Origin of the sequence: Sphingomonas pruni NBRC 15498, assembly GCF_001598455.1 — a bacterium.
GTDB lineage: Bacteria > Pseudomonadota > Alphaproteobacteria > Sphingomonadales > Sphingomonadaceae > Sphingomonas > Sphingomonas pruni.
The window spans coordinates 144756-171389 of sequence record NZ_BCYZ01000002.1 but is presented as its reverse complement, the minus strand read 5'-3'; the positions used below and the strand labels follow the sequence as shown (position 1 = coordinate 171389).

The following is a 26634-nucleotide window of genomic DNA, read 5'->3' as shown; positions in this document are numbered from 1 at the left end:
GTACGCGGGTCGCGATCGCCTTAAGAATAGTAAGTCCATGTGCTTGAAATAGTATAACCTCATAATATCATCGCATTTTCAAGCGGGATCTCGTCCCGCGCCTACCGCGAACGCGGTATGTTTCGACTAGGATTGCTCGCCTAATTGGCGCCCCATCATCGGGTGGGCCGCCAGGCGGAAGGTTCACCCATGGCTGCGAAATCATTCGCGAAATTGGGGACAGAACATGTCGAAGCACAAAATCATCAAACTTCTCGCGGCCAGTGGTGGGAGTATCGTCGCGATCGCGGTCGCCAGTCCCGCATCAGCGCAGTGCGTTGTGGTACCGACCAGCGGCCTTGAGTGCGGCAACAACTCGAACGCCACCGGAACCGGCGGCACTGCCATCGGCGATACGGCGGTTGCCACCGGCGATTCCAGCACGGCGGTCGGGTCGAGTTCGTCTGCGACCGGCGATCAGGCTGTCGCGGTGGGCAGTTTCGCGCAAGCCTTCGGCCAAGACGCCACCGCTGTTGGCGTTGGCGCCAAGGCAAACCTTTTCGGCGATTCGGCTTTCGGATTCCTAGCAGCCGCGACTGGACAGGATGCCTCCGTATTCGGTCGTCAAGCGCTGGCCGGCACCTCCGCATCTGCATTTGGCACTACTGCAATGGCGACCGGAACCCGTTCATCCGCATTCGGCGTAGACGCTCAGGCGACCGACTCGTCAGCCATTGCCCTGGGCGATAGCGCGAAGGCTTCGGGACAATATACGACGGCCTTGGGACCGAATGCAGTGGCGTCCGGGGACACGTCATTGGCGATCGGCTCCCAAGCGACGAGCACCGGGTCGGGATCGGTCAGCATCGGCCGGAACGCGCAATCGTTCGGTCAGGACAGTCTGGCCGTGGGTAACAATTCGTATGCGACGGGGCAGGATGCCAATGCGTTCGGCCATGCGGCAACCGCGACCGCCGATTACGCAATTGCAATGGGCTATTTCGCCAACGCCTCAGGCTATCAGGCGAGCGCGTTCGGCGCGGGAGCGACCGCGATTGGCGATTACGGTCTGGCCCTCGGTCAGAACTCGAGCGCCGCCGGCTTGAACGGTACGGCGGTCGGTCGTGCCGCCGATGCGAGCGGATCCAATGCATCGGCCTTTGGAGTCGGGGCCTCCGCATCGGGAGACAGCGCGTTTGCCGCTGGGCGGAGCGCGTCGGCTGTCGGTAATTGGGGAATCGCTATCGGCAGATTGACGAATGCCTCGGGCTCGCATGCTCTGGCGCTTGGCGATGTCACCACCGCCTCGGGGTTCAGCGCGACGGCGCTCGGCAATGTGGCAAAGGCCACGGGAGATTTTTCGACGGCCGTGGGATGGAGCGCGACCGCCACAGGTGCGGGGGCGTTCGCCGGAGGAAAGGGTGCCGTGGCGGGCGGTAACGATTCGGTGGCTATAGGCACCGGCGCCGGCGCCTCGGGGGGGGCAGCGGTGTCGATCGGTCTCGGTAACCAGGCCAATGGCAACGGCGCGGTGGCGATCGGCGATCGCAATTTCGCAACCGGCACCGGCGCGGTGGCGATCGGTGCCAACAATTCCGCCAATGGTGACGCGTCGGTTGCGATGGGCCAGTTTTCCGATGCCAACGGCCAATCGGCAATCGCGGTTGGAAACAACGCCAAGGCGACTGGCGCGAGCGCGATCGCGCTGGGCGAAAACGCCAACGCGCTGTTTGACAAGTCGGTCGCGCTTGGGGCGGGGGCCAACCCCACCAGGTCAGGCGAAATCCGCCTTGGCGGCAACGGTAGTTCGGTCAGTATCGGCGACATCGCGGCGAGCACGTTGGCGCAAACCGGCTCGGTGTCTTTGGTCACCGTCGACGGTAACGGAACCCTGGGGCGCGACACGACGACGATCTCCGGGATCATTGCGGGGCAAGCTGTGCAGGACGGGCGTCTGACGTCGATCGAAGGCGTCAACGCTGCCGAGGATGCCAGCATTGCGTCGATCCAGTTGCTCGATACCGCGCAATCGGCGGATATCGCTTCCCTGCAAACCGCGTCGAGCACCCAGGCCGGGCAGATCTCGTCGATCCAGGCGCTCGATACCGTCCAATCGGCCAATATCAGCTCGCTGCAGACAGCATCGAACACTCAGGCTGGGCAGATCACCGCGATCCAGGCGCTGGATACCGTCCAGAACGGCCGCCTTTCGAGCCTGGAAACGCTCACCTCGTCGCTGGCGGGTCAGGTCGCGAGCCTCAACGTCAGCGTCAAGGCCGCCAATGGCGGTATTGCCGCCGCCATGGCGCTCGGCGGGGCAGTGATCGTTCCCGACAGCAAGCTGTCCTTCTCGTTCAACCTGGCGACGTACCGTGGCGAGCAGGGCTTTTCTGGCGCAGTCGTCGGGCGGGTCAGTCGGCGCGTCTATATCAGCGCCGGTGTTGCGGGATCGACCGCCCGTGGGTCGACCGGCGGGCGCGTGGGTATCAGCTTCGGCCTGTAATCTTCGGTGGGCTGGCACCCCCTCTGCCGGTCTACCGTGCCGGAGGGCCGGGCTGCGCGTCTTTACCCCGATGCGCCGACCGGTCCTCCCTACTCCTACGACTTCGGGACAGCGATCATGATTCTTCACCGTCACTGGAGCATTCCGGCATTGCTGGCAGCTGCCATGAGCGTGACCCTGCCGGGCAATGCGGCGGCGCAAAAAGATTCCTCGCTGGCGCCCGGGGTAACGCCGCCGGCGCCCTCTGCAACACCGATGCCGGCGACGATCGACATCGACCGCATGGTGTGGACCACGATGGTCACCGTCCAGGGGGCGATCGCGTCGGGCAATTATTCTGTATTGCGCGATAACGCCGCGCCGGCATTCCAAGCGGCCAACGATACGACCAGGCTGACGGCCATTTTCACGCGTTTGCGCGCGGACAGGATCGACCTGACGCGGACATTGCTGGTGACGCCGGTGTTTCGCGCTCCGCCTCGGCTGATCCGGCCGGGCTTGCTGCAGGTCCAGGGCAGCTTTCCGCTGCGCCCGACAGCGCTCGATTTCGAAATGCTATATCAATGGACCGAAGGCGAGTGGCGGATGTTCGGCGTGGCCATTTCTACCGGACGGCTCCCTACAGCCTCCGGCGCCGCGCCGTCGGCTGCTCCGCAACCGACTAGCCGCTAATCCCATGCCGCAAGACGTTTCCGGACCTTGGGCGCCGCCGACTCGTGACGACAGCCGGCCACCGCCCACCTGCGACACGCGATTATCGCCTGACCAGACGATCAAACTGGAGCTTTTGATCGGCGAATGGAGCCCGTCGCTATGGACTCACGCCCCGCGCTTGACGGAGGTCGCGACCGGGCACGTCATACTCGACCTCTGGGGAACAAGTTGGGACGCGCTGGCAGCGTGGGTCGGCAGCAGCGGGTTGCGGCTCGACTTGCGCCGTTACGATCAGGGCGGAACATTGACCGTGCTGATCGATTTTCCCGCCGAGACCTATCGGTTCGGCGATACAGGTGCGCTCGACTACCCGCTGATCGACATCCGCCGCGGCATCGAGGCGGCGTTCGAACCGGCGAGGCAGCGCTATCTGGACAGCCTGAGATCGCCGAACCGGACCGGCGGCGCGATATCGGGCGAAACTGACCCGTGGGATGCTCATCGCCCGCCGCCGCCGGGATCGTCCCTTCTGGCTCGACTTTTCCACCGCGTGTTTGGGCCATTGTAGCAGCGCCGCCGGGGTCCGCAGCGGGCGCCGCCGGTTGACACCTGCCGTCGCGCGGTAAATCGATGCGGCGTGAACCTCAGGTTGCTCGAATATTTCGTGGCGGTCGCGCGCGAACGGCATTTCGCCCGGGCGGCGGCGGCGTGCAACGTGTCGCAGCCGACCCTGTCGGCGGGTATTTCCGCGCTGGAGGAACAGCTCGGTCGACGGCTGATCCAGCGCGATCGGCGCTTTACCGGGCTGACCGACGAAGGGCGCGCGGCGCTGCCCTGGGCGCAACAGGCTATCGCGATGATCGAGGGACTGGAGCACGCCGCCGAGCTGGCGCACGGGCCGCTGACCGGCACGCTACGCCTCGGCGTCATTCCCGCCGCGATGCCGGTGGTCGGGCAATTCGCGCGCGCGCTCGCGACAAGCCATTCGAATTTGGTACCGACCGTGCGATCGCTGACGTCGCGAGAGATCGAGCGCGGTCTTGCCGCATTCGAGCTCGACGCGGGGATCACCTATCTCGATCATGAGCCGCCGACTTCGGTACTCGCAGCGCCGCTTTATGCCGAAAGGGCGATGTTCCTGTGCCACCGCGATGCACTCGACGATTGCGCCGCGATCGATTGGACGACGGCACTGTCCTTCCCGCTCTGCCTGTTGCACGAAGGCATGCAGAACCGGCGCATCCTCGACGACCATCTTTTGCGTAAAGGGCTGGCCGTGCGACCGACGGCGACCGCGGACAGCTATGTCGCCTTGCTGGCGATGGTCGAGGCTGGGCCGTTCGCGACGATCGTTCCGGATACATATGCCGAAATCGTTCCCAGCGGCGGTTGGGCCAGGATCGTGCCGTTCGACGACCCCCTTCCGCCGAGCCACATCGGCCTGATCGTGCTGGACCGCGCACCGATCGGCCCGCTGGCGAGTGCCGCTCTGGCGACTGCCCGATCGCTGGCGGCCTTGTTGTGATAGAGTTTTTCTATTGAAATCAAGGATTGTCGATTTGACTTGGCGCCGGCCCGGGCTCCTAATCTCCCGGTGAATGCGACACGGAACGACCGGTCGATCGCTGGCGATGCGACCCATGCGGACGATTATGCCGCAGTCGTTGCTCGCTTGGTCGAGGATATGGGCGGTGAACAGACCGTGCTGTTGCCGATGCTCCACGCGCTGCAGGAGGAATTCGGCTATATCGACGACCTGATGGTGCCGGCGGTCGCGTCTGCGCTCAATCTCAGTCGCGCCGACGTCCACGGCGTAGTGACCTTCTACCACGATTTCCGTCGCCGGCCTCTTGGCCGGCATCGGGTGCGGTTGTGCCGCGCGGAGAGTTGCCAGGCGCGCGGCGCCGCGGCGGTCGAGCGTACCGCCACCGAACGGTTGGGCCTGCGGATGGGCGAGACCAGCCCGGATGGACGAGTGACGCTCGACGCCGTCTATTGCCTGGGTCTGTGCGCGACCGGTCCCAATGCGATGATCGACGACGTCCCGGTATCGCGGATCGATCCCGCGACGCTCGATCGCCTGCTCGGAGACCTGATGCGATGACGCGCGTCTATGTCAGCCAGGATATGGCGGCGGTGGCGCTCGGCGCTGACGCCGTGGCCGAGGCTCTCGCGAATGCCGGCGCCGATGTCGTGCGGACGGGCAGCCGCGGGTTGTTTCGGCTGGAGCCGCTGGTCGAGGTGGAGATGCCCGAGGGCAGGGTCGGATTCGGGCCGGTCGCGGCCGCCGACGCAGCCCTGGTGCTCGACGGCAGCCATCCCGCGCGGCTCGGCGACGTGGCCGCCGTGCCGTTCTTCGCGCGGCAGCAGCGGTTCACCTTTGTCCGCTGCGGCGTGATCGATCCGTTGAGCCTGGACGATTATGAAGCGCATGGCGGCTGGCGCGGACTGGCGGCGGCACGCGCAATGCCGCCACAGGCCGCGATCGATGCGGTCAAGGCGAGCGGCCTGCGCGGGCGCGGCGGCGCCGGCTTTCCGACCGGAATCAAATGGCAGACCGTCCACGACGCGCCGGGCTCGACCAAATATGTCGTTTGCAATGCCGATGAGGGCGACAGCGGCACCTTCGCCGACCGCCTGCTGATGGAAGGCGATCCGTTCTGCCTGATCGAGGGGATGGCGATCGCCGGCCATGCGGTGGGGGCCGAGCGCGGCTACATCTATATCCGTTCCGAATATCCGTTCGCCATCCGCACCATGCGCGAGGCGATCGCGCGCGCGGCATCTATCGTCGCGCCGTTCGTACTGGAAGTCAGGGTCGGGGCCGGCGCCTATGTCTGTGGCGAGGAAACCGCCATGCTCGACTCGATCGAGGGCAAACGTGGCGAGGTGCGGGCCAAGCCGCCTCTGCCGGCGATCGCCGGGCTGTTCGGCCGTCCGACGGTGATCAACAACGTGCTGAGCCTCGCAGCGGTACCGTTCATCCTGAGCAAAGGCGGCGAGGCCTATGCCGCGATCGGCTTCGGCCGGTCGCGCGGCACCATGCCGGTGCAGCTGGCAGGAAATGTCAGGAATGGCGGGCTGTTCGAAACGGGCTTCGGCATCACGCTCGGCGAGTTGGTGATGGACATTGGCGGCGGCACCGAAAGCGGCCGTCCGGTCAAGGCGGTACAGGTCGGCGGCCCGCTCGGCGCCTATTTCCCGCCTTCGATGTTCGATCTGCCGTTCGACTATGAGGCCTTCGCCGCAGCCGGTGGGTTGATCGGCCATGCCGGCATCACGGTGTTCGATGACACTGTCGACATGGCGCACATGGCGCGCTTCGCGATGGAATTCTGCGCGCATGAGAGCTGCGGCAAATGCACGCCGTGCCGGATCGGATCGACGCGCGGAGTCGAGCTGATCGATCGCCTCATCGCCGGCGAAGACCGTGCCGCCGACGCGGTCGAACGGCTTCCCCAGATGCGCAATATCGCCCGCGGAACACGGCCCGCCGAGGAGGAAATCGAGTTGCTGCGCGATTTGTGCGATACGATGAAGTTCGGATCGCTCTGCGCGCTTGGCGGGTTCACACCCTATCCGGTGCTGAGCGCGCTCGACCATTTTCCGCAGGATTTCGGCGCGGCGGCTGCGCCTATTTCCTCGGCGGCGGCGGAGTAACGACCATGGCATGGATCGGCGAGCGCGATCTCGGCACCAAGGCGATAGCGGCGGCAGCGCCGGCGATGGTGACGCTGAGGATCGACGGCCAGGACGTCGCCGTGCCCGAAGGGACGTCGATCATGCGCGCCGCGTCTTTGGTCGGCACCAATGTTCCGAAATTATGCGCGACCGATACGCTCGAGGCGTTCGGTTCGTGCCGGCTCTGCCTCGTCGAGATCGACGGCCGAACCGGCTATCCGGCATCGTGCACCACTCCGGTCGCCGAGGGTATGGTCGTACGGACGCAGACCGATCGGCTGGCCAAACTGCGGCGCGGGGTGATGGAGCTCTACATCTCCGATCATCCGCTTGATTGCCTCACCTGCTCGGCCAATGGCGATTGCGAATTGCAGGATCAGGCCGGCGCGGTCGGCCTGCGCGACGTCCGCTATGGCTATGAGGGGCTCAACCACCTCGTCGCCGACAAGGATGAGAGCAACCCGTATTTCACCTTCGATCCTGCCAAATGCATCGTCTGCTCGCGCTGCGTGCGTGCCTGCGACGAGATCCAGGGGACGTTCGCGCTGACGATCGAGGGCAGCGGTTTCGGCTCAAAGGTCGCCGCCAGCCAGGACGACGGATTCCTGGCGTCCGAATGCGTGTCGTGCGGCGCCTGCGTGCAGGCGTGTCCTACCTCAGCGTTGATCGAGAAGTCGGTGATTGCCGCAGGGACGCCCGACAAGGCGATCGTCACGACTTGTGCCTATTGCGGGGTCGGTTGCACCTTCCGGGCGGAAATGCGCGGCGAGCAGCTGGTCCGCATGGTGCCGTGGAAGGACGGGAAGGCCAATCGCGGGCATAGCTGCGTCAAGGGGCGGTTCGCCTGGGGTTACGCCAATCACCGCGACCGTATCCTGAACCCGATGATCCGCGCGTCGGTCGACGAGCCGTGGCGCGAAGTATCATGGGACGAAGCGATCGCTCATACAGCGAGCGAATTCCGCCGCATCCAGGCCAAATATGGCAAGGACAGCGTCGGGGGCATTACCTCGAGCCGCTGCACCAACGAAGAGACGTTCCTGGTTCAGAAGCTGATCCGCCAGGGGTTCGGCAACAACAATGTCGATACCTGCGCGCGGGTCTGCCACTCTCCGACCGGCTACGGCCTCAAAACCACGTTCGGGACGTCGGCGGGGACGCAGGATTTCGACAGCGTCGCGCATGCCGATGTCATCATGGTGATCGGCGCCAACCCGACCGACGGCCATCCGGTGTTTGCCAGCCGGATGAAGCAGCGGCTGCGCCAGGGCGCGAAGCTGATCGTGATCGACCCGCGGCGCATCGATCTCGTCCGCACACCGCATATCGACGCGGCGTATCATCTGCCGTTGCGTCCCGGCACCAACGTCGCGGTGCTGACCGCGATTGCGCATGTCGTCGTGACCGAGGGACTGGCCGACGAGGCCTTTGTGCGCGAGCGGTGCGACTGGAGCGAGTTCGAGGATTGGGCGGCATTCGTCGCCCAGCCCGAGCGATCGCCCGAAGCGACCGAGGCGTTGACCGGTGTGCCCGCCGCCGACCTGCGCGCCGCCGCGCGACTGTTCGCGACCGGCGGCAACGGCGCTATCTATTATGGCTTGGGGGTCACCGAGCATAGCCAGGGGTCGTCGACCGTCATGGCGATTGCCAATCTGGCGATGGCGACCGGCAATATCGGCCGCGAGGGCGTCGGCGTGAACCCGCTGCGTGGCCAGAACAATGTCCAGGGCTCGTGCGACATGGGCAGCTTTCCGCACGAATATTCGGGCTATCGCCACGTTTCGGACGTCGCGACGCGCGAAATGTTCGAACGTGCCTGGGGCGTCGCGCTCGACGCTGAGCCCGGTCTGCGCATCCCCAATATGCTCGACGCCGCGACCGACGGGACGTTCAAGGCGCTGTTCGTCCAGGGCGAGGACATTCTGCAGTCGGATCCGAACACGCACCATGTCGCGGCCGGGCTCGCCGCGATGGAATGCGTCGTCGTGCAGGACCTGTTCCTCAACGAAACCGCCAATTACGCGCACGTCTTCCTGCCCGGCTCGACCTTTCTCGAAAAGGACGGCACCTTCACCAATGCCGAGCGCCGGATCCAGCGCGTGCGCAAGGTGATGGAGCCGCTCAACGGTTATGCCGATTGGGAAATCGTCCAGCTCGTGGCGAATGCGATCGGGCTCGAATGGAGCTATACCCATCCGTCGGAAATCATGGACGAGATCGCCGCTTTGACGCCGACCTTTGCTGCGGTGAGCTATGACGCGCTCGATCGCCTGGGGTCGATGCAATGGCCGGCGAACGAGGCCGCGCCCGAAGGCACGCCGACCATGCATGTCGATCATTTCGTGCGCGGCAAGGGGCATTTCGTCGTCACCGATTACATCCCCACCGACGAGAAGACCGGGCCGCGTTTCCCGCTGCTGCTGACCACCGGGCGCATCCTCAGCCAATACAATGTCGGCGCCCAGACGCGGCGCACCGACAATGTCGTCTGGCACCCGGAGGACCGACTCGAAATACATCCGCACGACGCCGAGAATCGTGGCATCCGCGAAGGCGACTGGGTCAGCCTGCGCAGCCGGGCGGGAGAGACGACCTTGCGTGCCCTGATCACAGAACGCGTCGCGCCGGGTGTTGTCTATACGACCTTCCACCACCCCGCGACTCAGGCCAACGTCATCACCACCGACTATTCTGACTGGGCGACCAATTGCCCGGAATACAAGGTCACGGCCGTCCAGGTCGCGATATCGAACGGACCGAGTGACTGGCAGCAGAGCTATCAGGCGCAGGCCGAGCGCTCGCGCCGCATCCTTCACGAAGCGGCCGAGTGAGGCGCGGGCGATGTCGACCACCGACCATCTCGTCTACATGGCCAACCAGATCGCACGCGAGCTCGCCAGCCAATGTCCCGACCGCCCGGTGGCCGCGACCCGGGATCATATCCGCCAGTTCTGGGATCCCCGGATGCGCGAGGCGATCTTGGGCTATCTCGATCGCGGCGGCGAGCATCTGAGCGATACCGCCAGGGGTGCGGTTAGGCTGCTCCGCGAGAATGCGGAACGGGCCGATTGACCGAAACGTCGCCCGACCGTTTTCGCACCGCCGGCGTTTCTGCCATGCGCTTTCGCCGCCATGCCGCCGACGGGTCGGGTTTCGGCGAGGTGGAGCGGGCGGTGGCGATCGAGCGGCCGTTGGCGATCGAGTTCAACGGCATCGGCTATGCCGTGATGATGGCGACGCCGCTCGATATCGAGGATTTCGTCGTCGGCTTCGCGCTGAGCGAGCGGCTGATCGAGCATGCCGATCAGATCGAGGCGATCCATGTGCATGCGACGCCCAGTGGCGACGTGGTCCGCGCATCGCTCGCGCAGTCAAGCGCCGATGCGTTGGTCGAACGGGCGCGACACCGCGTGTCGGAATCGTCCTGCGGGCTTTGCGGCATCGAAAATCTCGAACAGGCGATCCGGCCGCTGCCCAGGGTCGAAACGGTGTCGCGCGCCGCGCCCCAGCATATATTCGCCGCGCTGGCCGGGCTGCGCGGGCGCCAGCCGCTCCATGAGCAAACCGGCGCGGTTCATGCCGCCGCCTTGTGTGACGCAAAAGGTGCCGTCGTCGAGGTTCGCGAGGACGTCGGCCGCCACAATGCCTTCGACAAGCTGATCGGGGCGATGGCGCGATCCGGCCGAACCTGGGATGGCGGCTTCGCCTTGCTGTCGTCGCGCTGCTCCTATGAACTGGTCGAAAAAGCGGTCCTCGCGCAATGTCCGATGCTGGTGACGATCTCGGCACCGACCGACCTAGCCATGGCGCGCGCGGCCCAGGCGGGGCTTCGGCTCGTCGTTCTGGCGCGCAGCGATGCGCTGCTCGAGCAGGCACCATGACCCGGCTGCTCGGCGTGGTCCTCGCCGGGGGGCAGGCGCGCCGGTTCGGCCACGACAAGGCGCTCGCGATGCTCGATGGATTGGCCTTGCTCGATCATGCCGCCCAGGCGTTGCGGCCGGTCAGCGAGGACATCGCCGTCGTCGGGCGCGACCACCCGATTTATGTCTCGATAGCCGACTGGCCGGCGGCCGGGCTCGGCCCGCTCGGCGGATTGTGCGGTGCGTTGCGTCACGCCCGGGATCGCCATTTTGATGCGGTGCTCACGCTCCCCTGCGATACGCCGTCACTCCCCGACGGTCTGCTCGCCGATCTCGCCGGGCGCCGCGTTGCGAGCTTCGTCGCCGGCACGCCGGTGATCGGGCTATGGCCCAGCGCGTTGGCGAACAACCTCAGCGATTATCTCGGCGGCGGCGGGGACCTCGCTGTCAGGGCTTGGGCGAAGGCGATCGGCGCCGAGGCGCTCGAAGGCTGGCCGGCCATCCCGAACGTCAATCGGCCCGACGATCTTGCCGTGCTGCGTGGTATGGCAGACCGATGAATCGCATCGATTTTTCGGCCGCGCTCAGCTGCATCGAGAATGTCGCCCCGACAATGCCGGTCGAACCCGTAGCAATTGATGCGGCGCTCGGCCGGATCATCGGCGCGGGTGTGGTGGCTCAGGCTGATTATCCGCGGTTCGATTGTTCGGCGATGGACGGATTCGCGATCGTGGCCGCCGATGCCGCCAATGCATCGCTCGACAGGCCGGTTCGGCTGGACCTGATCGGGGAAAGCCGGGCCGGCGCGGCGGCAAGCCTGGTCTCAGCGCCCGGCGCCTGCGCGATCAGCACCGGGGCGCCGATAGTCCCTCCATTCGACGCCGTGGTCGCCAAGGAGCGCGTCGTTCGCGACGGACCGGCGATTTTGCTGACCGAGCCCGTCGGTCTCGGACGTAACATCCGCCGCCGGGGCGAGGATGCGCGGCAAGGCGATCTCGTCGCCGTGCGCGGCAAGTTGGTAACGCCTGAAGTCATCGGAGCGTTATGCTGTTTCGGCGTTCCCGAGATCGATGCGATCCGGCTGCCGCGCGTCGTCGTGCTGACCACGGGCGACGAATTGCGGCGGGCGCGGGGAGAGGGCGAGCATTTCGTCCACGATTCGAACGGACCGATGATCACGGCGATGATGCGGCAGGCCGGCCTTGCCCCGCAACTCGTCACACCAGCACCAGACGATCGCGGCGCGTTGGTGACGAGCATCGAGCAGGCCTTGGCCGCCGCGCCGGACCTGATCATCTCAACCGGGGGCGTTTCGGTCGGCGATCATGATCAGGTGCCCGCCGCACTCCAGGCGCTGGGCGCGACAATCCACTTCCGCGGCGTGGCGATGCGCCCGGGCAAGCCGGTGCTCTTCGCCAGCTTGCCCAATGGCTGCCTGTATTTCGGATTGCCGGGAAATCCGGTCGCCGCCGCGGTGAGTGCGCGCTTCTTCGTGATCGCTGCAATCCGCGCGATGCTCGGCTTGCAGCGCGAGCGGGGATGGGCGGTCGCGATCGACGCTCCCGGCGGGCCCGACAATGTCGGTACTCGGATCCTCAAGGCGCGATGGCATCCCGGCCCGCCGCCGGCCGTCACCCTTGCGGCCGATCAGCGCTCGCATACCATGCGCCCCTTGTTGGATTGCAACAGCTGGGTCGTGCGCTCGATTGGTCCGGACGGCGATGCCGGCTGGACCTGTTTCGCCATGACCCCGAGCTTTGCCGGGGGATAGACCAAAGCATATCGATCCAGCCTCCCCAGCACGATCGCCGATCGACCCCGAGGTCCTTGGTAAAACTACCAATGTTCGGACAAGCGCCGAACCGCCATTGCCGCGACATTGCCCAATCGGGCGGCGAGCGATCGGAGAATATCGCGATGAAAGCACTGGTCTATCACGGCGTCGGCGACAAGCGGCTCGAGGAGCGGCCGATGCCCGAGGTCGAGCATCCCGGTGACGCGATCGTGCGCATTCTGCACACGACGATCTGCGGCACCGACCTTCATATCCTGAAGGGCGACGTGCCGACCTGCGAACCGGGCCGGATCCTGGGCCACGAAGGGGTCGGCGTGATCGAGACGGTTGGCGCCGGGGTCTCCTCTTTCAACCGTGGCGACCATGTCCTGATCTCCTGCATCACCGCCTGCGGCCGCTGTTCCTATTGCCGGCGCGGCATGTATTCGCATTGCGAGACCGGCGGCTGGATCCTGGGCAACGTGATCGACGGCACCCAGGCGGAATATGTCCGCATTCCACACGCCGACACGAGCCTGCACCACATCCCCGCCGGTGCCGACGAGGAAGCCCTCGTCATGCTCAGCGACATCCTGCCGACGGGATATGAATGCGGTGTGCTCAACGGCAAGGTAGCGCCGGGCGGCAGCGTCGCGATCGTCGGCTCGGGGCCGATCGGGCTCGCCGCGCTGCTTACAGCGCAATTCTATTCCCCAGCGAGCGTGATCATGATCGACGTCGACCCGCGACGACTGCAAGTCGCGTCGTCGTTCGGCGCCACGGCCGTGATCGACAGCGGGACGACCGATCCGATCGCGGCGGTCATGGCACTTACCGAGAATCGCGGTGCCGACACGGTGATCGAGGCGGTCGGCGTCCCCGCTACGTTCGAGCTCTGCCAGGATCTAGTCGCGCCAGGGGGCGTCATTGCCAATATCGGCGTCCATGGTGCGAAAGCCGATCTCCATCTGGAGCGCTTATGGTCGCGCAATATCGCGATCACCACCCGCCTGGTCGATACCACCACCACGCCATTGCTGTTGAAGACCGTCTCGGCGGGCACGCTTGCCGCCGGGCGGCTGGTGACGCACCGTTTCACGCTGGACCAGGTGCTCGACGCGTATGACACGTTCGGGCGCGCCGCCGATACCGCGGCGTTGAAGGTGATCATCACGCCTTAGGTCGGGGCCCTAGGCACGGCTCACGAAGATCGAATGCGTACTGGCATATGCGGCGAAACGGTGGGCGCCGCGTAAGTTCGCCCGCGATGCATGACGATTCAGTGGATTGCAGATGCGTCGAACCGGACCATCTTCTTAGCAACGGCTGCCCGATTGAGGGCGGCCAGATCCTCGTGGTCATTTTGCGGGGTGCGCATAGCTTTCCGCGAAAGACTCATGCGGAGCGACAGCGCGGACACCTGCCGCGCGTTCGGCCTTCGCAATGTCCAGGCGGGCGCAATTCTCTCCAATGGCCTGCGGTGCGCCGGCACGATTGGGTGGCGCATGCCGCTCGGGGCGAGGTGCGTTTAGCGCTCCTCGCGGATCAATGCGCCATGAAGATCGGGCAGGGAGCGTTGGTCAGCAATTCGCGCGTCACACCACCGAACAATGTCTCCGCCAGCCGCGCACGCCCGAAACCTCCCGCCACTATGTACCCGGCTTGATGCCGCACGGCTTGGTCGACCAATGTCGGGCCGACGCCTTCGGGCGAAGCGGCGATACGCTCGATCCGCACATGGATATCATAGCGCGATAGATAGCTGGCGGCAGCTTCGGCCGAGCCGTCGCCGGCGCCCTCGTTGACCTGAACGAGCAGCACACGTTCGCTGCGCGCCAACAAAGGGATCGCCTGGCGCAGGGCCGCCATTGCCGACGTCGATCCGTTCCAGGCGATCATCGCGCATTCTGTGTCGAGGCGGCGCTCGTCCTCCGGTACCGCAAGTACCGGTTTGCGCGATCTGGCGATCACCTCGGCGGCGACTGCGCGCATGTCGGGCACCGGGAAGTCATGAAGTTGCCGGTTGACGACGATAAGGTCGGCAAAGCGGCTGGCGTCACGCAGGCTAGGCGCTATCCGGCCGGTCGCTTCTGCCCATTCCCACGACACTTCTTCATGCGCCAACCGATCCTCGATACGCGTGCGGTTCAGTGTTTCCCGACTGACTTCGTCGGCCAGGAGCACTACCCCGACCGTGCCGCCCAACATGTCGTCGGTCATCGCCGCCGGCGGGATTACCACGTCGAGGCAGGTCAGATGCCCATTGAGCATACGGGTGACATCGAGCGCGACCTGAAGCCGCGCTTCCTGACCCGTATCATCGTGAATGAGCAGCAGAATATTCTTCATTACCGTCTCCGCAAAGGGGGCGGCATCGGTCTATGATGCATGCGCGGGCCACGATATGCGTGGAGTTACGGATGCGCCGCGGGCGAAGTGCCAGCTCGGGTCGATCACGACCCAACGATCCGGCACCCGGCCCGTAAAAAGCCAGTAGATCGATCGGGCCGGCACCTAGGCGGATTTCGAGGGCCGATGGCTCCATTGCGACAATATCCCACACGTGTCGGTACCCAACTCCGGACGGAAAGTGGCCTGATCACGCCGTGGAAAGGCGGCTGACGCGGGAAGCGACGTTGCGGAACATTACGGACAGACAAGTGGCGTAGCGGACCGCATCGTCAGAGGATGGCCGACCTGCCGCACCCCTCTCGCAATGATCTGGTCGGTTTGCTCCGGCATCACGCGGAGCCGTTGCCGTATCCCACCGACAGCGCGGCTTTCGGGCGTTCGTTCGACCGCTTCGGCGATGCGCGCATCGTCCTTCTCGGAGAGGCCACGCACGGCACGGCCGAATTCTATCGTGCGCGCGCGGCGATATCGCGTCACCTGATCGAACATCATGGTTTTTCGATCATCGCGGTCGAAGCCGACTGGCCGGACGCCGCCCGGATCGACGATTATGTCCGCCACCAAGCCGCCCGTCCGCGCCGCGGTGAGCCGTTCATCCGTTTCCCGACCTGGATGTGGCGTAACATCGAAGTGCTGGAATTCGCCGATTGGCTGCGCGGGCACAATGCCGAGCGCGACCCGGACGACCGCGTGTCGTTCCGCGGGCTCGATATTTATTCGCTCAGCGAGTCGATCCACGCGGTGCTGACCTATCTCGACACGGTCGATCCCGACGCCGCGGCGGAAGCGCGTCGGCGTTACGGCTGCCTGACGCCCTGGCAGGACGAGCCGAGCGACTATGGCCGTGCTGCATTGAAGGCCGGCAAGGGCGATTGCGAGGAGCGCGCGGTCGCACAATTGCGTGACCTGCTCGATCGGCGTGTGGATTATATCGCGCAGGACGGCGAGCAATGGTTCGACGCCGTACAGAACGCGCGCATCGTTCGCGCCGCCGAGCGCTATTATCGCGCCATGTATCGCAGCTCGGCGGAGAGCTGGAATCTCCGCGATCGGCATATGTTCGGTACGCTCCAGGCGTTGCTCGCGCACCATGGCGAGGGCGCCAAGGCGATTGTCTGGGCGCATAACAGCCATATCGGCAACGCGGCCGCGACGGCGATGGGGTGGCAGGGCGAATTCAACATCGGCGAGCTGTGCCGGATGGCCCATGGCGAAGAGGCCGTGTTGGTCGGCTTCGGCACCGATACCGGCACGGTTGCCGCGGCCAGCGCATGGAACGGCGATATGGAGATCAAGCAGGTGACGCCTGCGCGGCCGGACAGTTTCGAAAGCGCTTTTCGCGCGACAGGCCTCGATCGCTTCATGGTCGACTGGCGCGATCCCCAAGGCAAGGCCGACTTGATCGCGGCATTGCGGCAACCGCGTCTCGAGCGCGCGATCGGGGTGATTTACCGCCCCGACACCGAGCGCCTCAGCCATTATTTCGAGGCAATCATGGCCGACCAGTTCGACGCGTTCGTCTGGTTCGCGCGAACGAACGCAGTCACGCCGCTTGGCGCTGAACACGCCCGCGGCGCCCCCGAAACCTGGCCGTTCGGGCTGTAGTCGTGGACGCAGCCGCGCCCCCGATCGACGTCACTTTAGAGCCCGACGGCCTGATCGGATCGCTGGGCATTCCCGAGCAGGCCCGCGGTATCGTCATCTTCGCGCATGGCAGCGGCAGCGGGCGGTTAAGTCCGCGCAACAATTATGTCGCCGAACGGCTGCGTCTAGCCGGGCTCGCCACCCTATTGCTCGATCTCCTCACGCCCGAAGAAGAGAATGATCGGCGCAACGTCTTTGACATCCCTTTGCTCGCTTCGCGCCTCTCGGCGGCGGCAGCCTGGACGGCGGCAGTCCACGCGACCCGCGACCTGCCGATCGGGTTTTTCGGTGCGAGTACCGGTGGGGGCGCGGCATTGCTCGCAGCATCGACAGCGGGCGAGCGGGTGGGTGCGGTCGTTTCGCGTGGCGGGCGACCCGATCTGGCCGGCGCGCGCTCTCTGGCGCAAGTTCGTGCGCCGACCCTGTTGATCGTCGGAAGCCGCGACATACCCGTGATCGAGCTCAACGAAATCGCGATGCAACATCTTCGTTGCCCGAAGGAACTCGTGCTCGTTCCCGGCGCACACCATCTGTTCGAGGAGCCGGGCGCACTCGACGCCGTGGTTGGTCACGCGACGAGATGGTTTTTGCGTCATCTGGATGCGGAGGCTTCCTATGGTCCCTGAGTTTCACGACCGGCGCGACGCGGGGCGGCGGCTTGCGGCAGCCTTGGCATCCTTCAAGGCGAGCCATCCGCTCGTCCTCGCGTTACCGCGCGGCGGCGTGCCGGTGGCGTTCGAAGTCGCCCGCGCGCTCGATGCCGATCTGGATCTGCTGATCGTGCGCAAGCTCGCCGCACCCGGCCATCCCGAGGTCGGGATAGGCGCGGTCCTCGACGGCGCAGTCGCCAGGATGGTGCTGAACGACGCCGTGGTGAAGCAGCTTCGCCCCTCGCCGGAATATGTCCGCGCCGAGGTGGGGCGTCAGCTCGAGGAGGTCGCGCGTCGCCGTCGTGCCTATCTCGGCGATACGCAGCCCATTCCCATCGGTGGACGCACCGTCATCCTGGTGGATGACGGTATCGCGACGGGCGGCACCGTGCGGGTTGCGCTGAACGGCATTCGCCAGGCCGATCCGGCGCGGCTGATCCTCGCCGTTCCCGTCGCGCCGGCTGAAACGCTCGCCGCGCTGGAGCGGGAATGTGACGAGATCGTGTGTCTGAGTACCCCGGATCCCTTCTTCGCGGTCGGCGCGCATTACGAGATATTCGATCAGACCGACGATGAAGAAGTGATCGAATTGATGCGAGCCTGTCGGGCGCGATCGTCGGCGGCCTAGCCGAGCGCCGACGCTTTGACATTGGGGGCGATTCTGGCGAACCAAGAGAGCGTCCAGTGCCCGGCGTGCCGGCTTAACGAGTGATCGCCCCATGCCGACGAGCGCCGGTATTCTGCTGTTCCGCCGTTACCCCCTCGAAATATTGCTGGTTCACCCGGGAGGGCCATTTTGGCGTCGTCGCGATCAGGGCGCGTGGCAGATTCCCAAGGGGCTTGTGGAACCGGCGGAAACCCCGGAAGCCGCCGCGCGCCGCGGAGTGGCCGAGGAACTCGGTGTCGAGGTAGTCGGCCCTCTCATCGCGCTGGGGTCCGTTCGGCAGGCAGGTGGGAAGATCGTCCATGCCTTTGCGGTCGAGCGCGATTTCGATCCCGCCGGATTGACCAGCAATATGGTCGAAATCGAATGGCCCCCCGCATCCGGCCGAAGGACGCGGTTTCCGGAGATCGACGCCGCGCGTTGGTTTGCTGTGGCGGATGCGGAACGAGCCATGCTCGCAAGCCAATTGCCTTTCATCGAGCGCCTCCTCGTTGCGGTCGATCACTCCCCGCATCCTGACTAGGCGTCCCCAGGAGATTGGTGGGGACTGCCGGAATATCTCCGTGTCCGGACCATAACCGACTCAGTAGGTTTCCCGATGTCGCGAAGCCGCTGGGATGCGCAAGGTCGCGTCATGACCGACCTCAGCCTCATCGAATCACCCCCGTCCGACACGGCGCCACGCCGTGTCATCGCACTCGACGCCGTCCGCCGCGACGACGTCGCGCTCGTGGGAGGAAAAAACGCCTCGCTTGGCGAGTTGATGCGCGCGCTGGGCGGCCAGGGGATTCGAGTCCCGGAAGGGTTCGCCGTGACCACCGATTCCTACCGTGAGCTGGTCGAGAGTGCCGGCTTGCAACCGAAGATCGACGCTGCGCTTGCCGCTTTCGCTTCGGGTCGGGTGGACTTGACCGCCACTGGATCGTCGATCCGCGCGCTGTTCGAGGACACGGCGCTGCCGCGCGCCGTCGAGGAGAAGGTGGTGGCCTCGTATCGCGCGCTCGCCCGGCGGCGTGGCGTTGCTGATCCGGCGGTCGCGGTGCGGTCGAGCGCTACGTGCGAGGATCTCGCCTCGGCAAGTTTTGCGGGCCAGCAGGAAAGCTTTCTGAACGTCCGCGGCGAAAAGGCGCTGATCGAGGCGTGCCGGCAATGCTTCGCTTCGTTGTTCACCGATCGCGCCATCGCGTACCGGCAAGCCAAGGGGCTTGGCGACAAGCAATGGGCGCTTTCGATCGGCGTCCAGATCATGGTCCGCTCGGACCTCGCCGGTGCGGGTGTCATCTTCACGGTCGATCCGGAAACCGGATTTCCCGGGGTGGTGTCGATCAGTGCGGCTTGGGGGCTGGGCGATGCGATCGTCCAGGGGGTGGTCGATCCCGATATGCATGAGGTCGCCAAGGGCCTGGTCTGTGACGACCGCGTGCACCCGATCGTGGGCAAGGTACGCGGAAGCAAGCTGCAAAAGACGGTTCTGGGCGGCGAGGCCGGCCGGGCAACCGCGCTCGTCGCGACCAGCGACCACGAGCAAGCCTGCTTCGTCCTGGACGATGACGAAATCTTGCAGCTGGCACGCTGGGCGTTGCTGATCGAGGATCATTATGGCCAGCCGATGGATATCGAATGGGCCAAGGACGGCGAGTCCGGGCAGCTGTTCATCGTTCAGGCGCGGCCCGAAACGGTTCACTCCAATCGCCGTGATACGCCGCTGCGCGCCTGGACGCTCAAAGAGCGTGGGCCGGTGCTCGCGACCGGGGTAGCGGCAGGGGACGGCATCGTAACGGGCGCTGCCTGCGTGATCGCGCGCCCGGATGACGCGGATCGGTTTCGCGACGGCACCATCCTTATAGCGGCCGCCACCGACCCGGACTGGGTTCCGCTGATGCGGCGCGCGTCGGGTATCGTCACCGACCATGGCGGTGCCACCAGCCATGCCGCGATCGTCAGCCGCGAACTGGGCATTCCGGCGATCGTTGGGACGGGGCATGGCACCACGACCATTCCGGACCAGGCGCAGATCACGTTGGCTTGCGCAGGCAGCGCCCTCGGGACTGTCTATGCCGGCGCGTTGCCCTATGCCTGCGAGGACATCGCGGTCGGCACGCTGCCCGAGACGCATACCGACCTGATGCTCAATGTCGCCGATCCGGCCCAAGCCTTCCGCTGGTGGCGGCTGCCGAGCAAAGGGGTCGGCTTGGCGCGAATGGAATTCATCATTTCGTCGCTGATAAAGGCGCACCCGATGGCGCTCGCGCATCCCGACCGGATCACCGATGCCGCTGTTCGCGATCAGCTCGCGGCGCTGACTGGCGAGTATCGGGATGGAGCCGAATTCTTCATCGACACGCTTGCCCGCGGGCTGTCGCGGATCGCCGCCGCGCACTATCCCCGGCAAGTCATCGTTCGGATGAGCGACTTCAAGTCGAACGAATATCGCCATCTGCTCGGGGGCGCGGATTTCGAACCGGTCGAAGCCAATCCGATGCTCGGGTTCCGCGGCGCGTCGCGTTATTATCATCCCAGCTATCGCGATGGCTTCGCGCTCGAATGCCGCGCATTGCGCCGCGCGCGCGAGCAATTCGGCTTCGATAATATCGTCGTCATGATCCCGTTCTGCCGGACGCCGCTGGAGGCGGACCATGTCCTGGCCGAAATGTCGCGTCATGGCCTCCAGCGCGGCGACGCCGGGCTGAAGATCTATATGATGTGCGAGCTGCCTTCGAACATTGTGCTGGCGGAGGAATTTGCTGCGCGGTTCGACGGTTTCTCGATCGGATCGAACGACCTCACCCAATTGGTGCTCGGCGTGGATCGCGACTCCGAACTGCTTGCCGCCGCGTTCGACGAGCGCGACCGGGCGGTGACGACATTGATCGGCGATGTCATTCGGCGCGCCCGGGCCTGCGGCATCCGCGTCGGATTGTGCGGAGAGGCGCCGTCGCTCTATCCCGAATTCGCGGCGTTCCTGGTCGAGCAGGGTATCGACTCCATTTCACTCAGCCCCGAACGGTTCGTTCTAACCCTTGCGAGCGTCGCGGCGGCAGAACGCGCGGCGGTGCACGCCAATGGCTGATGTCGTCACGCTTTGCCTCGGGCCGGCGCTCGACAGCACCACGGCGACCGATCGTGTCGAGCCGGGCCGCAAGCTTCGGTGCGACATTCCCCGCCACGATGCCGGCGGCGGTGGGATCAACGTCGCGCGCCTGCTCCACGCGCTGGGCAAACAGGCGGTGGTCGTGTTTCCCGCCGGCGGCTCGACCGGCAGGGATGTGGCCGAACTCGTCGATGCCAGTGGTACCTCTTTCCATACGGTGCCGGCATCCGGTGCGACGCGGCAGAGCTTCTGTATCAACGACCGCGCGGCCCAGGTTCAGTATCGCTTCGTTCTTCCCGGCACCCCGCTGAGCAGCGCCGAGCAGCAAGCATGCCTCGACGCGCTGACAACCGAAGCAACCGGCGCCCGCTATGTCGTGCTTTCCGGCAGCATTCCGGAGGGCGTACCCCTCGACATTGTCGGGCGTGTCGCCGATTGCGCGCGCGCGGCGGGCTGTCGGCTGATCGTCGACACGTCGGGCGCGGCACTCCGGCAGTCGTTGTGGGTCGGTGCCTGGTTGATCAAACCCGATCTCGAGGAATTGGAAGACCTGGTCGGCCGGCGGCTGACGAACGACGCCGAGATCGATGAGGCGGCTCGCGATGTACATCATTCGGGCAATGCGGACGTGCTGCTGGTGTCGCTGGCGGAGCGCGGCGCGCTCGTCGTGACGCGACAGGGCCTCACCCGGATCGCAGCGTTCCAGGTGACGCCGGCGGGGGGAAGCGGCACCGGTGACTCGATGATCGCCGGATTGATCTGCGGGCTGCTCGAAGGGCTGGATGTCGTCGAGGCCGCGCGGTTCGGCGCGGCAGCGGGCGCGGCGGCGTTGACGAGGCCCGGAACGGCGATGGCCGATCCGGCGGAGATTCGCCGGCTCTTCGCCACCGGGACAGTCCCCATCCGCAGTCCGGCGCTGGCCGCGTCATGACTGGGCGTCAGGGATCCAAGGTCGGGGCCAAGGTGCGTCTGCGCCGTTGGCCGCGCACCGACCCGCGGGCCCGCCTTGTTTCGCTCCTGATGCTGGGTGCTTTTTGCGTGATGTTCCTGCTCGGCATCGCCCTGTTGATCTTCGTCCTGCGCGATCTCTGGGTGTTTATGGCGACCATGATGCAGCCCTAGGAACTTCCGGGGCTTTTGATCCGATCATTCGACGACGATGCAATTCTCCACGCTGTCGATGCCCTGGAGGTTGCGAAACACCTCTTCCGCTAGCGCGCGATCCTGGTCCGACCGAGCTTTACCGAACAGCCTTATAACGCGGGCCGCGGCTGCGATGTCGATTTGCGCCGCGGCCGCTTCGCCGGCGTCGCGAAAAGCGACGATGAGCCGCGCCCGCATGCTGCCGAGCGAGGGCATGCCATCCACGCGTAAAGTGCTGGTCACGTTCTTGACGCCACGGACCCGTCGGACGGCCGCGAGCGCGGCCTTCGCCTGGCCGGGCCATTCGACGTGGCCGCCGATGATGACGTCGCCGTCCGAGACCGAGGTGATCAGGCGATCGGGCGCGACCGCAGCGTCGAGCGCCAGCATCGCACGGACGCGCAGCAGGATTGCCTCGTCCGCGTCGCTGCTATGGGGTGCCACGCGAAGATCGTCCTGGACGTCCAGAACGCCGGCTACTCGTCGGGCGGCCGCCAGTGCCGCCTCTTTCGTATTCTCGTCCGCCAGTACACCGGTCAGAACGGCCACGGCATGTTGAACGGTGACGTGGATGGCGTCCCTTTCGTGCAGATGCTCCAGTTCGGTGCGGACGTCGCGAAGCAGTTGCGCGTCGTTCGCCGAGTCCGCCTCGTGCTGCAACAGCGTGTCGAAACCGTCGGGCATCATTTATCGCCTTCTTCGAAAAAGCCTCGGTCAGAACCGGCACCCTAACGTGTGCGCTCAAGCAGAGAATCAGGAGCTTTGCGGATGCCGGCAATGCGGGCGCCGACTTCGCATGGGAGAATCCCCTATACGCTCACGGTGCGGCATTACCGATAAGACGGCGACGCCACCTAAGGGAAAGGAACGCCGTGGACGCCGCGAACCTGTCTTTGCCCGCCTCGCCGCGGGGACAAACGCCCGTGGCGGAAGCAGCGAGCACCGGCACCACCTTGTTCTCGCCCGAGCCGCAGCGCGTCGTGCTGCGTCCGTTCTTTCCTGCCGAGAACGGCACCGCCGACTCGCAAGAAAACAGGATCGATCACATTCTCGACCGCGTGCTGGCATTGGCACCGGCCGATCTCGGTCGCGAACTGGACCATGTGCTGCAAAGCCTGAACAGCCGCCACCGCGACGTCGAAATCCTGTTGGGGCGCCGTTTCGACGCGATCGCCGGGCCGCATCTTCGCGGCCAATCGATAGGTCGGTCACAGCGGCTGTTGTGCGGCGCCTATTTTACCGAGGAATATTCCTTCGAAGCGGCGGCGCTGTTCAACCCCAGCGTCACGCCGCATCCGGATCAGAGCGGGCTGGCCGCAGGTGAGACGCGCTTGCTGTTCTCGTTGCGGGCGATCGGCGAGGGCCATATTTCGTCGATCGTGTTTCGCACCGGCGTGACCGGCGCGGATGGCCTCATACGCGTGGATCCTCCCAGCCGCTGGGCGGTATCCCCCGCGATCGAGCTCAGCAGGCGCCCCCGCAGCCGAATAGCGGGCAGCGTGCACTTGTCCTACAGCGGCTGCGACGATCCTTCCGAAGTAGTCATTTTTCCCGTCACCTATCAACAGCGCCACGGTGTGGAAGATTTGCGCCTGGTCCGGTTCGTGGAGGATGACGGCCATGTGCTGTATATCGGGACTTACACCGCCTTCAGCGGTGAGACGGTGCGGCAGGAATTGCTGCGCACGTCCGATTTCGTCGATTTCGATCTCGACCCGCTCGAGGGACCGCTCAGCGCGACCAAGGGCATGGCGCTGTTTCCTCGCCGGATCGACGGCCAATATGCAATGCTCGGGCGCCACGATCACGAGAATATCTGGCTGCTGAAGTCCGACACGCTCACCAGCTGGAGCAGCGGGGAAATCGTCCTGACGCCGCAATGGCCGTGGGAATTCGTCCAGGTCGGCGCATGCGGTCCGCCGATCGAGATCGAGGAAGGCTGGCTGTGCATCACGCATGGCGTGGGGTCGATCCGGACCTATTGCCTGGGCGCGTGTCTGCTCGACAAGCAGAACCCGGCCAAGCTGTTGGCGCGCTCGGTGGAGCCCCTGTTACGGCCCAGCCCGCAACAGCGCGACGGTTACGTCCCCAACGTCCTCTATAGCTGCGGCGCGCTGGTCGCCGGACGGAATCTGCTGCTCCCTTATGGAGTCGCGGACTCGCAAGTCGCCTTCACCGCGCTGCCGCTTGCCGAGGTCCTGTCTACGCTTCGCTAAGTCGCGCAAATGCAGTGATCTCCCGCCTTGCCAAGCCTTGCGTAACAATACGGATTTCGGCCGATTGGAAGCCAATTAAGCTGCGTCTCTCTGCCAAGGGGCTGCGCCGTGCTGAATATTCTCGTTCCGGTATCCGACCGTTCCGACGACGAGCAGAATGGACGCGTTCGAGTGGCGATAGAAATCGCCACGGCTCTGACCGCACGTTTGACGGTAATCGTCGAAGGCCAATTCGCCTTGGCAGGCGGTGATTGGTCGGGACCGCCACCTTGCGCAACGCCACAACAAGAGGCGTTCAGTCCGGTACCGGAGCAGCTTGCCGATCTGCTCGATCGCTCGGCAATTCGATGGGGCTGGATCGAACGGCCCGGCGGCTGGCGAGAGGTGTCGCAGCAGGTGGGAACCGGCTGGCTCGTCGCCGCGCCGCCAACGGACACAGCGGACGGCATCGGCGGTGCGGTCGATATCGAAGAAGCGTTGATCCAGCACCGGCTCGCGATGGTGACCGTGCCGCCGAACCTCCGCTCGTTCGAGGCCAGGGGCCATGCCCTGGTCTTGTGGGACGGGTCGAGGGAGGCGGGGCATGCGCTCGCCGCCGCGGTTCCGTTGCTTCGGGTTGCATCGCGCGTCACGCTTCTGGAAATTGACGACGGCTCGCTCGCTACGCTCGGGTGCCAGGCGCTCGATCTGCTCGCGGCGCGCGGCGTCGCAGCAACTCTTTCCTATGTCAAAGCGGGTGGCAGAAGCGCTGCCCGGATTGCGTTGGACGAAATTGCGGCGCGCGGACCGGACTATGCCGTGATGGGCGCGTTCGACCGGCCAAGCTGGATGCAGCGGCTGAGCGGGAAGGTAACGGACGAGCTGATCCGGCACAGTCCGGTCCCGCTTTTTCTCAAACACTAATCGCTCGGCGATGGTCCCGGCCGGATTTTGCGCGCCGGCTCCGTTTGCGCGTCACTCATCCGGTGAAGGTGCCTCTTGCGGAGGCTGATCCGGCGGCGCTTCTTGCGGCCAGGGCGAAACGATCTCGGGTCCGCCGGGCGTTGGCGCGGGCTCGGCCTCGGGAAGCGCAGGAGCCTCTGGCGGCGCTTGCGGATCGATCCGATCCGGCGCGGGTTCGACGGGTGGGCGAGCCACGATATCCTCCTTGGCGATTGCGCCCTCGTTATCGTGGCCGGCGGCCGCGCCGGCCATCGGGATTTGTACGAAGCCATCGACCGGCATGTGTCGCGGCCGATCCAGACAGCACGCTCGGATTGGCCGCTCCAGCCTAAGGATAGTTACGCATGTTTTGCCGGTGATCCCGCCGTCATGGTGACTGGGCAGCGTTGCGCGACCGTGGTTTGTGGTCGGCGATCCGCGCGAGGCAACCTGGCGCGCTCATTGCCCATCGAGGTCGGGTCCGTGCAACCCTGCACCCCCCTTGTGTGACACAAAGGAAATCAGGCGATGAAAAAGTCAGATGGTCAATTGCAGGACGATGTGATGGCGGAACTCGCGTGGGAACCCAGCGTGGACCACGCCGATATCGGCGTATCGGTGGTCGACGGCGTCGTTACGCTGAACGGCTTCGTCAAGAGCTATCCCGAAAAGCTTGCCGCCGAACGCGCCGCCAAGCGCGTCGCCGGCGTCAGGGCGATCGCCGAGGAGATCAAGGTCCGGCTACCTTCCGAGCCGAAGTCGGCGGACCATGAGATCGCCAAGCGCATCCTCGACATGTTCTCCTGGAACGTGCTGATCCCCGAAGACGGCATCAAGGTAAAGGTCGAACATGGCTGGGTCACGCTGACCGGCAAGGTCGAGTGGCACTACCAATCGCACGAGGCGCGGAAGGCGGCGGGTCGCGTTACCGGCGTAATTGGCGTCAACAACCTGATCGAGGTCAAGCAGCTGCCGGTCGCCGCCGACGTCAAGGACCGGATCATGGCCGCGTTCAAGCGCCAGGCGGATCTCGACGCCGCGTCGGTCACCGTCACCACGATCGGCGGCAAGGTAAAACTGGGCGGTAAGGTCAAGGCGTGGAACGAGCGCAGCATTGCCGAACGCGCCGCCTGGGCCGCGCCGGGGGTGACGGCAGTCGAAGATCATATCGTCGTCGCATGACACCGGAGCAAGCGGGTCCGGGTTCCGGGCCCGCTTTCCCGGCTACCTGCTGCATATGAAGAAGGGCTGCTGTTTGGCTTGCCGGCCCGCATCTTTCCTGGACGAGCGCGCTGGCGATCCTCGGCGCCAGCTGGCGCAGGCGAACTCCACGGATGATTCATGGGGGCGATGATTTGCGCGCGTTCGTGGTCGCGTTCACAGACCGTCACTGCCGACCAAGCGGGTGCCATGTCCAACGGGATTTCCTACAATCCCCTGCC

The 26634-nt window shown here is 65.4% G+C and carries 25 protein-coding genes; 22 read left to right on the top strand and 3 right to left on the bottom strand.

All coding sequences use genetic code 11. From position 1 onward, the window contains the following. The first annotated feature begins 226 nt into the window (after nucleotides 1-226). The 12 genes from SPR01S_RS01035 (at nucleotide 227) to SPR01S_RS00980 (ending at nucleotide 13632) form a co-directional block, all read left to right on the top strand. A complete protein-coding gene (locus SPR01S_RS01035; protein ID WP_066583651.1) occupies nucleotides 227-2482 on the top strand; it encodes a YadA-like family protein in 2256 nt (751 codons plus the stop codon). A gap of 117 nt (nucleotides 2483-2599) precedes the next feature. Next, a complete protein-coding gene (locus SPR01S_RS01030; RefSeq protein ID WP_157081829.1) occupies nucleotides 2600-3154 on the top strand; it encodes a hypothetical protein in 555 nt (184 codons plus the stop codon). A 160-nt stretch (nucleotides 3155-3314) separates the two neighbouring features. Then, entirely contained in the window at nucleotides 3315-3704 is a 390-nt protein-coding gene (locus SPR01S_RS01025; RefSeq protein WP_157081827.1) for a hypothetical protein, read from the top strand. A 69-nt stretch (nucleotides 3705-3773) separates the two neighbouring features. Continuing rightward, entirely contained in the window at nucleotides 3774-4661 is an 888-nt protein-coding gene (locus SPR01S_RS01020) for a LysR family transcriptional regulator (protein WP_066583637.1), read from the top strand. 159 nt (nucleotides 4662-4820) lie between these two features. Then, on the top strand, nucleotides 4821-5240 hold the full coding sequence (locus SPR01S_RS01015) for an NAD(P)H-dependent oxidoreductase subunit E (RefSeq protein ID WP_066583752.1): 420 nt from the start codon (nucleotides 4821-4823) through the stop codon (nucleotides 5238-5240). Further along, entirely contained in the window at nucleotides 5237-6796 is a 1560-nt protein-coding gene (locus SPR01S_RS01010) for an NADH-ubiquinone oxidoreductase-F iron-sulfur binding region domain-containing protein (RefSeq protein WP_066583635.1), read from the top strand. The genes SPR01S_RS01015 and SPR01S_RS01010 overlap by 4 nt, the downstream gene beginning before the upstream one ends. Before the next feature lie 5 nt (nucleotides 6797-6801). After that, nucleotides 6802-9648: a formate dehydrogenase subunit alpha gene (fdhF, locus tag SPR01S_RS01005; protein ID WP_066583633.1), complete on the top strand. Its 2847-nt coding sequence runs from the start codon at nucleotides 6802-6804 to the stop codon at nucleotides 9646-9648. 10 nt (nucleotides 9649-9658) lie between these two features. Beyond that, the gene (locus SPR01S_RS01000) at nucleotides 9659-9889 is read left to right on the top strand and encodes a formate dehydrogenase subunit delta (RefSeq protein ID WP_066583631.1); all 231 of its coding nucleotides are present in this window, start codon (nucleotides 9659-9661) and stop codon (nucleotides 9887-9889) included. 44 nt (nucleotides 9890-9933) lie between these two features. Beyond that, nucleotides 9934-10698 (top strand): formate dehydrogenase accessory sulfurtransferase FdhD, encoded by a 765-nt coding sequence (gene fdhD, locus SPR01S_RS00995; RefSeq protein ID WP_066583627.1) that lies wholly within the window; start codon nucleotides 9934-9936, stop codon nucleotides 10696-10698. After that, nucleotides 10695-11237: a molybdenum cofactor guanylyltransferase gene (gene mobA, locus SPR01S_RS00990; protein WP_066583624.1), complete on the top strand. Its 543-nt coding sequence runs from the start codon at nucleotides 10695-10697 to the stop codon at nucleotides 11235-11237. The genes fdhD and mobA overlap by 4 nt, the downstream gene beginning before the upstream one ends. Continuing rightward, complete coding sequence (locus tag SPR01S_RS00985) at nucleotides 11234-12448, top strand: molybdopterin molybdotransferase MoeA (RefSeq protein ID WP_066583621.1); 1215 nt, start codon at nucleotides 11234-11236, stop codon at nucleotides 12446-12448. Before mobA ends, SPR01S_RS00985 begins: the two co-directional genes overlap by 4 nt. 71 nt (nucleotides 12449-12519) lie before the next feature. Further along, on the top strand, nucleotides 12520-13632 hold the full coding sequence (locus SPR01S_RS00980) for a zinc-dependent alcohol dehydrogenase family protein (protein ID WP_245661818.1): 1113 nt from the start codon (nucleotides 12520-12522) through the stop codon (nucleotides 13630-13632). Between the two features lie 364 nt (nucleotides 13633-13996). Here SPR01S_RS00980 and SPR01S_RS00975 read toward each other — a convergent pair whose 3' ends face one another. Further along, entirely contained in the window at nucleotides 13997-14800 is an 804-nt protein-coding gene (locus SPR01S_RS00975) for a universal stress protein (protein ID WP_066583618.1), read from the bottom strand. A gap of 339 nt (nucleotides 14801-15139) precedes the next feature. On the opposite strand from SPR01S_RS00975, the gene SPR01S_RS00970 reads away from it, so the two are divergent. From SPR01S_RS00970 to SPR01S_RS00940, 7 genes are all read left to right on the top strand, one after another. Beyond that, the gene (locus SPR01S_RS00970) at nucleotides 15140-16468 is read left to right on the top strand and encodes an erythromycin esterase family protein (protein ID WP_066583616.1); all 1329 of its coding nucleotides are present in this window, start codon (nucleotides 15140-15142) and stop codon (nucleotides 16466-16468) included. A 2-nt stretch (nucleotides 16469-16470) separates the two neighbouring features. Then, on the top strand, nucleotides 16471-17133 hold the full coding sequence (locus tag SPR01S_RS00965; protein ID WP_218016680.1) for a dienelactone hydrolase family protein: 663 nt from the start codon (nucleotides 16471-16473) through the stop codon (nucleotides 17131-17133). After that, nucleotides 17123-17785, top strand: coding sequence for a phosphoribosyltransferase (locus tag SPR01S_RS00960; protein WP_066583602.1), 663 nt, complete (start codon nucleotides 17123-17125; stop codon nucleotides 17783-17785). The genes SPR01S_RS00965 and SPR01S_RS00960 overlap by 11 nt, the downstream gene beginning before the upstream one ends. Before the next feature lie 91 nt (nucleotides 17786-17876). Beyond that, on the top strand, nucleotides 17877-18344 hold the full coding sequence (locus tag SPR01S_RS00955; protein ID WP_066583598.1) for an NUDIX hydrolase: 468 nt from the start codon (nucleotides 17877-17879) through the stop codon (nucleotides 18342-18344). A gap of 111 nt (nucleotides 18345-18455) precedes the next feature. Then, nucleotides 18456-20891, top strand: coding sequence for a phosphoenolpyruvate synthase (gene ppsA, locus SPR01S_RS00950; RefSeq protein WP_066583747.1), 2436 nt, complete (start codon nucleotides 18456-18458; stop codon nucleotides 20889-20891). Next, the gene (locus tag SPR01S_RS00945; protein WP_066583595.1) at nucleotides 20884-21843 is read left to right on the top strand and encodes a 1-phosphofructokinase family hexose kinase; all 960 of its coding nucleotides are present in this window, start codon (nucleotides 20884-20886) and stop codon (nucleotides 21841-21843) included. The genes ppsA and SPR01S_RS00945 overlap by 8 nt, the downstream gene beginning before the upstream one ends. Next, nucleotides 21840-22034, top strand: a complete 195-nt coding sequence (locus SPR01S_RS00940) for a hypothetical protein (protein WP_066583590.1) — start codon at nucleotides 21840-21842, stop codon at nucleotides 22032-22034. Before SPR01S_RS00945 ends, SPR01S_RS00940 begins: the two co-directional genes overlap by 4 nt. Nucleotides 22035-22058: 24 nt before the next feature. Here the strand turns inward: SPR01S_RS00940 and SPR01S_RS00935 are convergent, their stop codons facing one another. Next, nucleotides 22059-22742, bottom strand: coding sequence for a BON domain-containing protein (locus tag SPR01S_RS00935; RefSeq protein ID WP_066583587.1), 684 nt, complete (start codon nucleotides 22740-22742; stop codon nucleotides 22059-22061). A gap of 236 nt (nucleotides 22743-22978) precedes the next feature. Here SPR01S_RS00935 and SPR01S_RS00930 point away from each other — a divergent pair, with 236 nt between their 5' ends. Both SPR01S_RS00930 and SPR01S_RS00925 read left to right on the top strand, forming a co-directional pair. After that, nucleotides 22979-24271, top strand: coding sequence for a glycoside hydrolase family 130 protein (locus tag SPR01S_RS00930; RefSeq protein WP_066583584.1), 1293 nt, complete (start codon nucleotides 22979-22981; stop codon nucleotides 24269-24271). A 108-nt stretch (nucleotides 24272-24379) separates the two neighbouring features. Next, complete coding sequence (locus tag SPR01S_RS00925) at nucleotides 24380-25174, top strand: universal stress protein (RefSeq protein ID WP_066583582.1); 795 nt, start codon at nucleotides 24380-24382, stop codon at nucleotides 25172-25174. 51 nt (nucleotides 25175-25225) lie between these two features. Here the strand turns inward: SPR01S_RS00925 and SPR01S_RS00920 are convergent, their stop codons facing one another. Further along, nucleotides 25226-25408, bottom strand: a complete 183-nt coding sequence (locus tag SPR01S_RS00920; RefSeq protein ID WP_157081823.1) for a hypothetical protein — start codon at nucleotides 25406-25408, stop codon at nucleotides 25226-25228. Nucleotides 25409-25720: 312 nt separating this feature from the next. Between SPR01S_RS00920 and SPR01S_RS00915 the strand changes: the two genes are divergently transcribed. Beyond that, entirely contained in the window at nucleotides 25721-26374 is a 654-nt protein-coding gene (locus tag SPR01S_RS00915; RefSeq protein ID WP_066583579.1) for a BON domain-containing protein, read from the top strand. Nucleotides 26375-26634 lie beyond the last annotated feature (260 nt).

Coding starts and splice junctions, on each gene's coding strand:
- SPR01S_RS00980 (WP_245661818.1), top strand. CDS start 12,520: ATGTTCGGACAAGCGCCGAACCGCCATTGCCGCGACATTGCCCAATCG.
- fdhF (WP_066583633.1), top strand. CDS start 6,802: ATGGCATGGATCGGCGAGCGCGATCTCGGCACCAAGGCGATAGCGGCG.
- SPR01S_RS01000 (WP_066583631.1), top strand. CDS start 9,659: ATGTCGACCACCGACCATCTCGTCTACATGGCCAACCAGATCGCACGC.
- SPR01S_RS01030 (WP_157081829.1), top strand. CDS start 2,600: ATGATTCTTCACCGTCACTGGAGCATTCCGGCATTGCTGGCAGCTGCC.
- SPR01S_RS00945 (WP_066583595.1), top strand. CDS start 20,884: ATGGCTGATGTCGTCACGCTTTGCCTCGGGCCGGCGCTCGACAGCACC.
- SPR01S_RS00960 (WP_066583602.1), top strand. CDS start 17,123: ATGGTCCCTGAGTTTCACGACCGGCGCGACGCGGGGCGGCGGCTTGCG.
- SPR01S_RS01010 (WP_066583635.1), top strand. CDS start 5,237: ATGACGCGCGTCTATGTCAGCCAGGATATGGCGGCGGTGGCGCTCGGC.
- fdhD (WP_066583627.1), top strand. CDS start 9,934: ATGCGCTTTCGCCGCCATGCCGCCGACGGGTCGGGTTTCGGCGAGGTG.
- SPR01S_RS00975 (WP_066583618.1), bottom strand. CDS start 14,800: ATGAAGAATATTCTGCTGCTCATTCACGATGATACGGGTCAGGAAGCG.
- SPR01S_RS00970 (WP_066583616.1), top strand. CDS start 15,140: ATGGCCGACCTGCCGCACCCCTCTCGCAATGATCTGGTCGGTTTGCTC.
- SPR01S_RS00955 (WP_066583598.1), top strand. CDS start 17,877: ATGCCGACGAGCGCCGGTATTCTGCTGTTCCGCCGTTACCCCCTCGAA.
- SPR01S_RS01015 (WP_066583752.1), top strand. CDS start 4,821: ATGGGCGGTGAACAGACCGTGCTGTTGCCGATGCTCCACGCGCTGCAG.
- SPR01S_RS00915 (WP_066583579.1), top strand. CDS start 25,721: ATGAAAAAGTCAGATGGTCAATTGCAGGACGATGTGATGGCGGAACTC.
- SPR01S_RS00940 (WP_066583590.1), top strand. CDS start 21,840: ATGACTGGGCGTCAGGGATCCAAGGTCGGGGCCAAGGTGCGTCTGCGC.
- SPR01S_RS00935 (WP_066583587.1), bottom strand. CDS start 22,742: ATGATGCCCGACGGTTTCGACACGCTGTTGCAGCACGAGGCGGACTCG.
- SPR01S_RS01035 (WP_066583651.1), top strand. CDS start 227: ATGTCGAAGCACAAAATCATCAAACTTCTCGCGGCCAGTGGTGGGAGT.
- mobA (WP_066583624.1), top strand. CDS start 10,695: ATGACCCGGCTGCTCGGCGTGGTCCTCGCCGGGGGGCAGGCGCGCCGG.
- ppsA (WP_066583747.1), top strand. CDS start 18,456: ATGACCGACCTCAGCCTCATCGAATCACCCCCGTCCGACACGGCGCCA.
- SPR01S_RS00985 (WP_066583621.1), top strand. CDS start 11,234: ATGAATCGCATCGATTTTTCGGCCGCGCTCAGCTGCATCGAGAATGTC.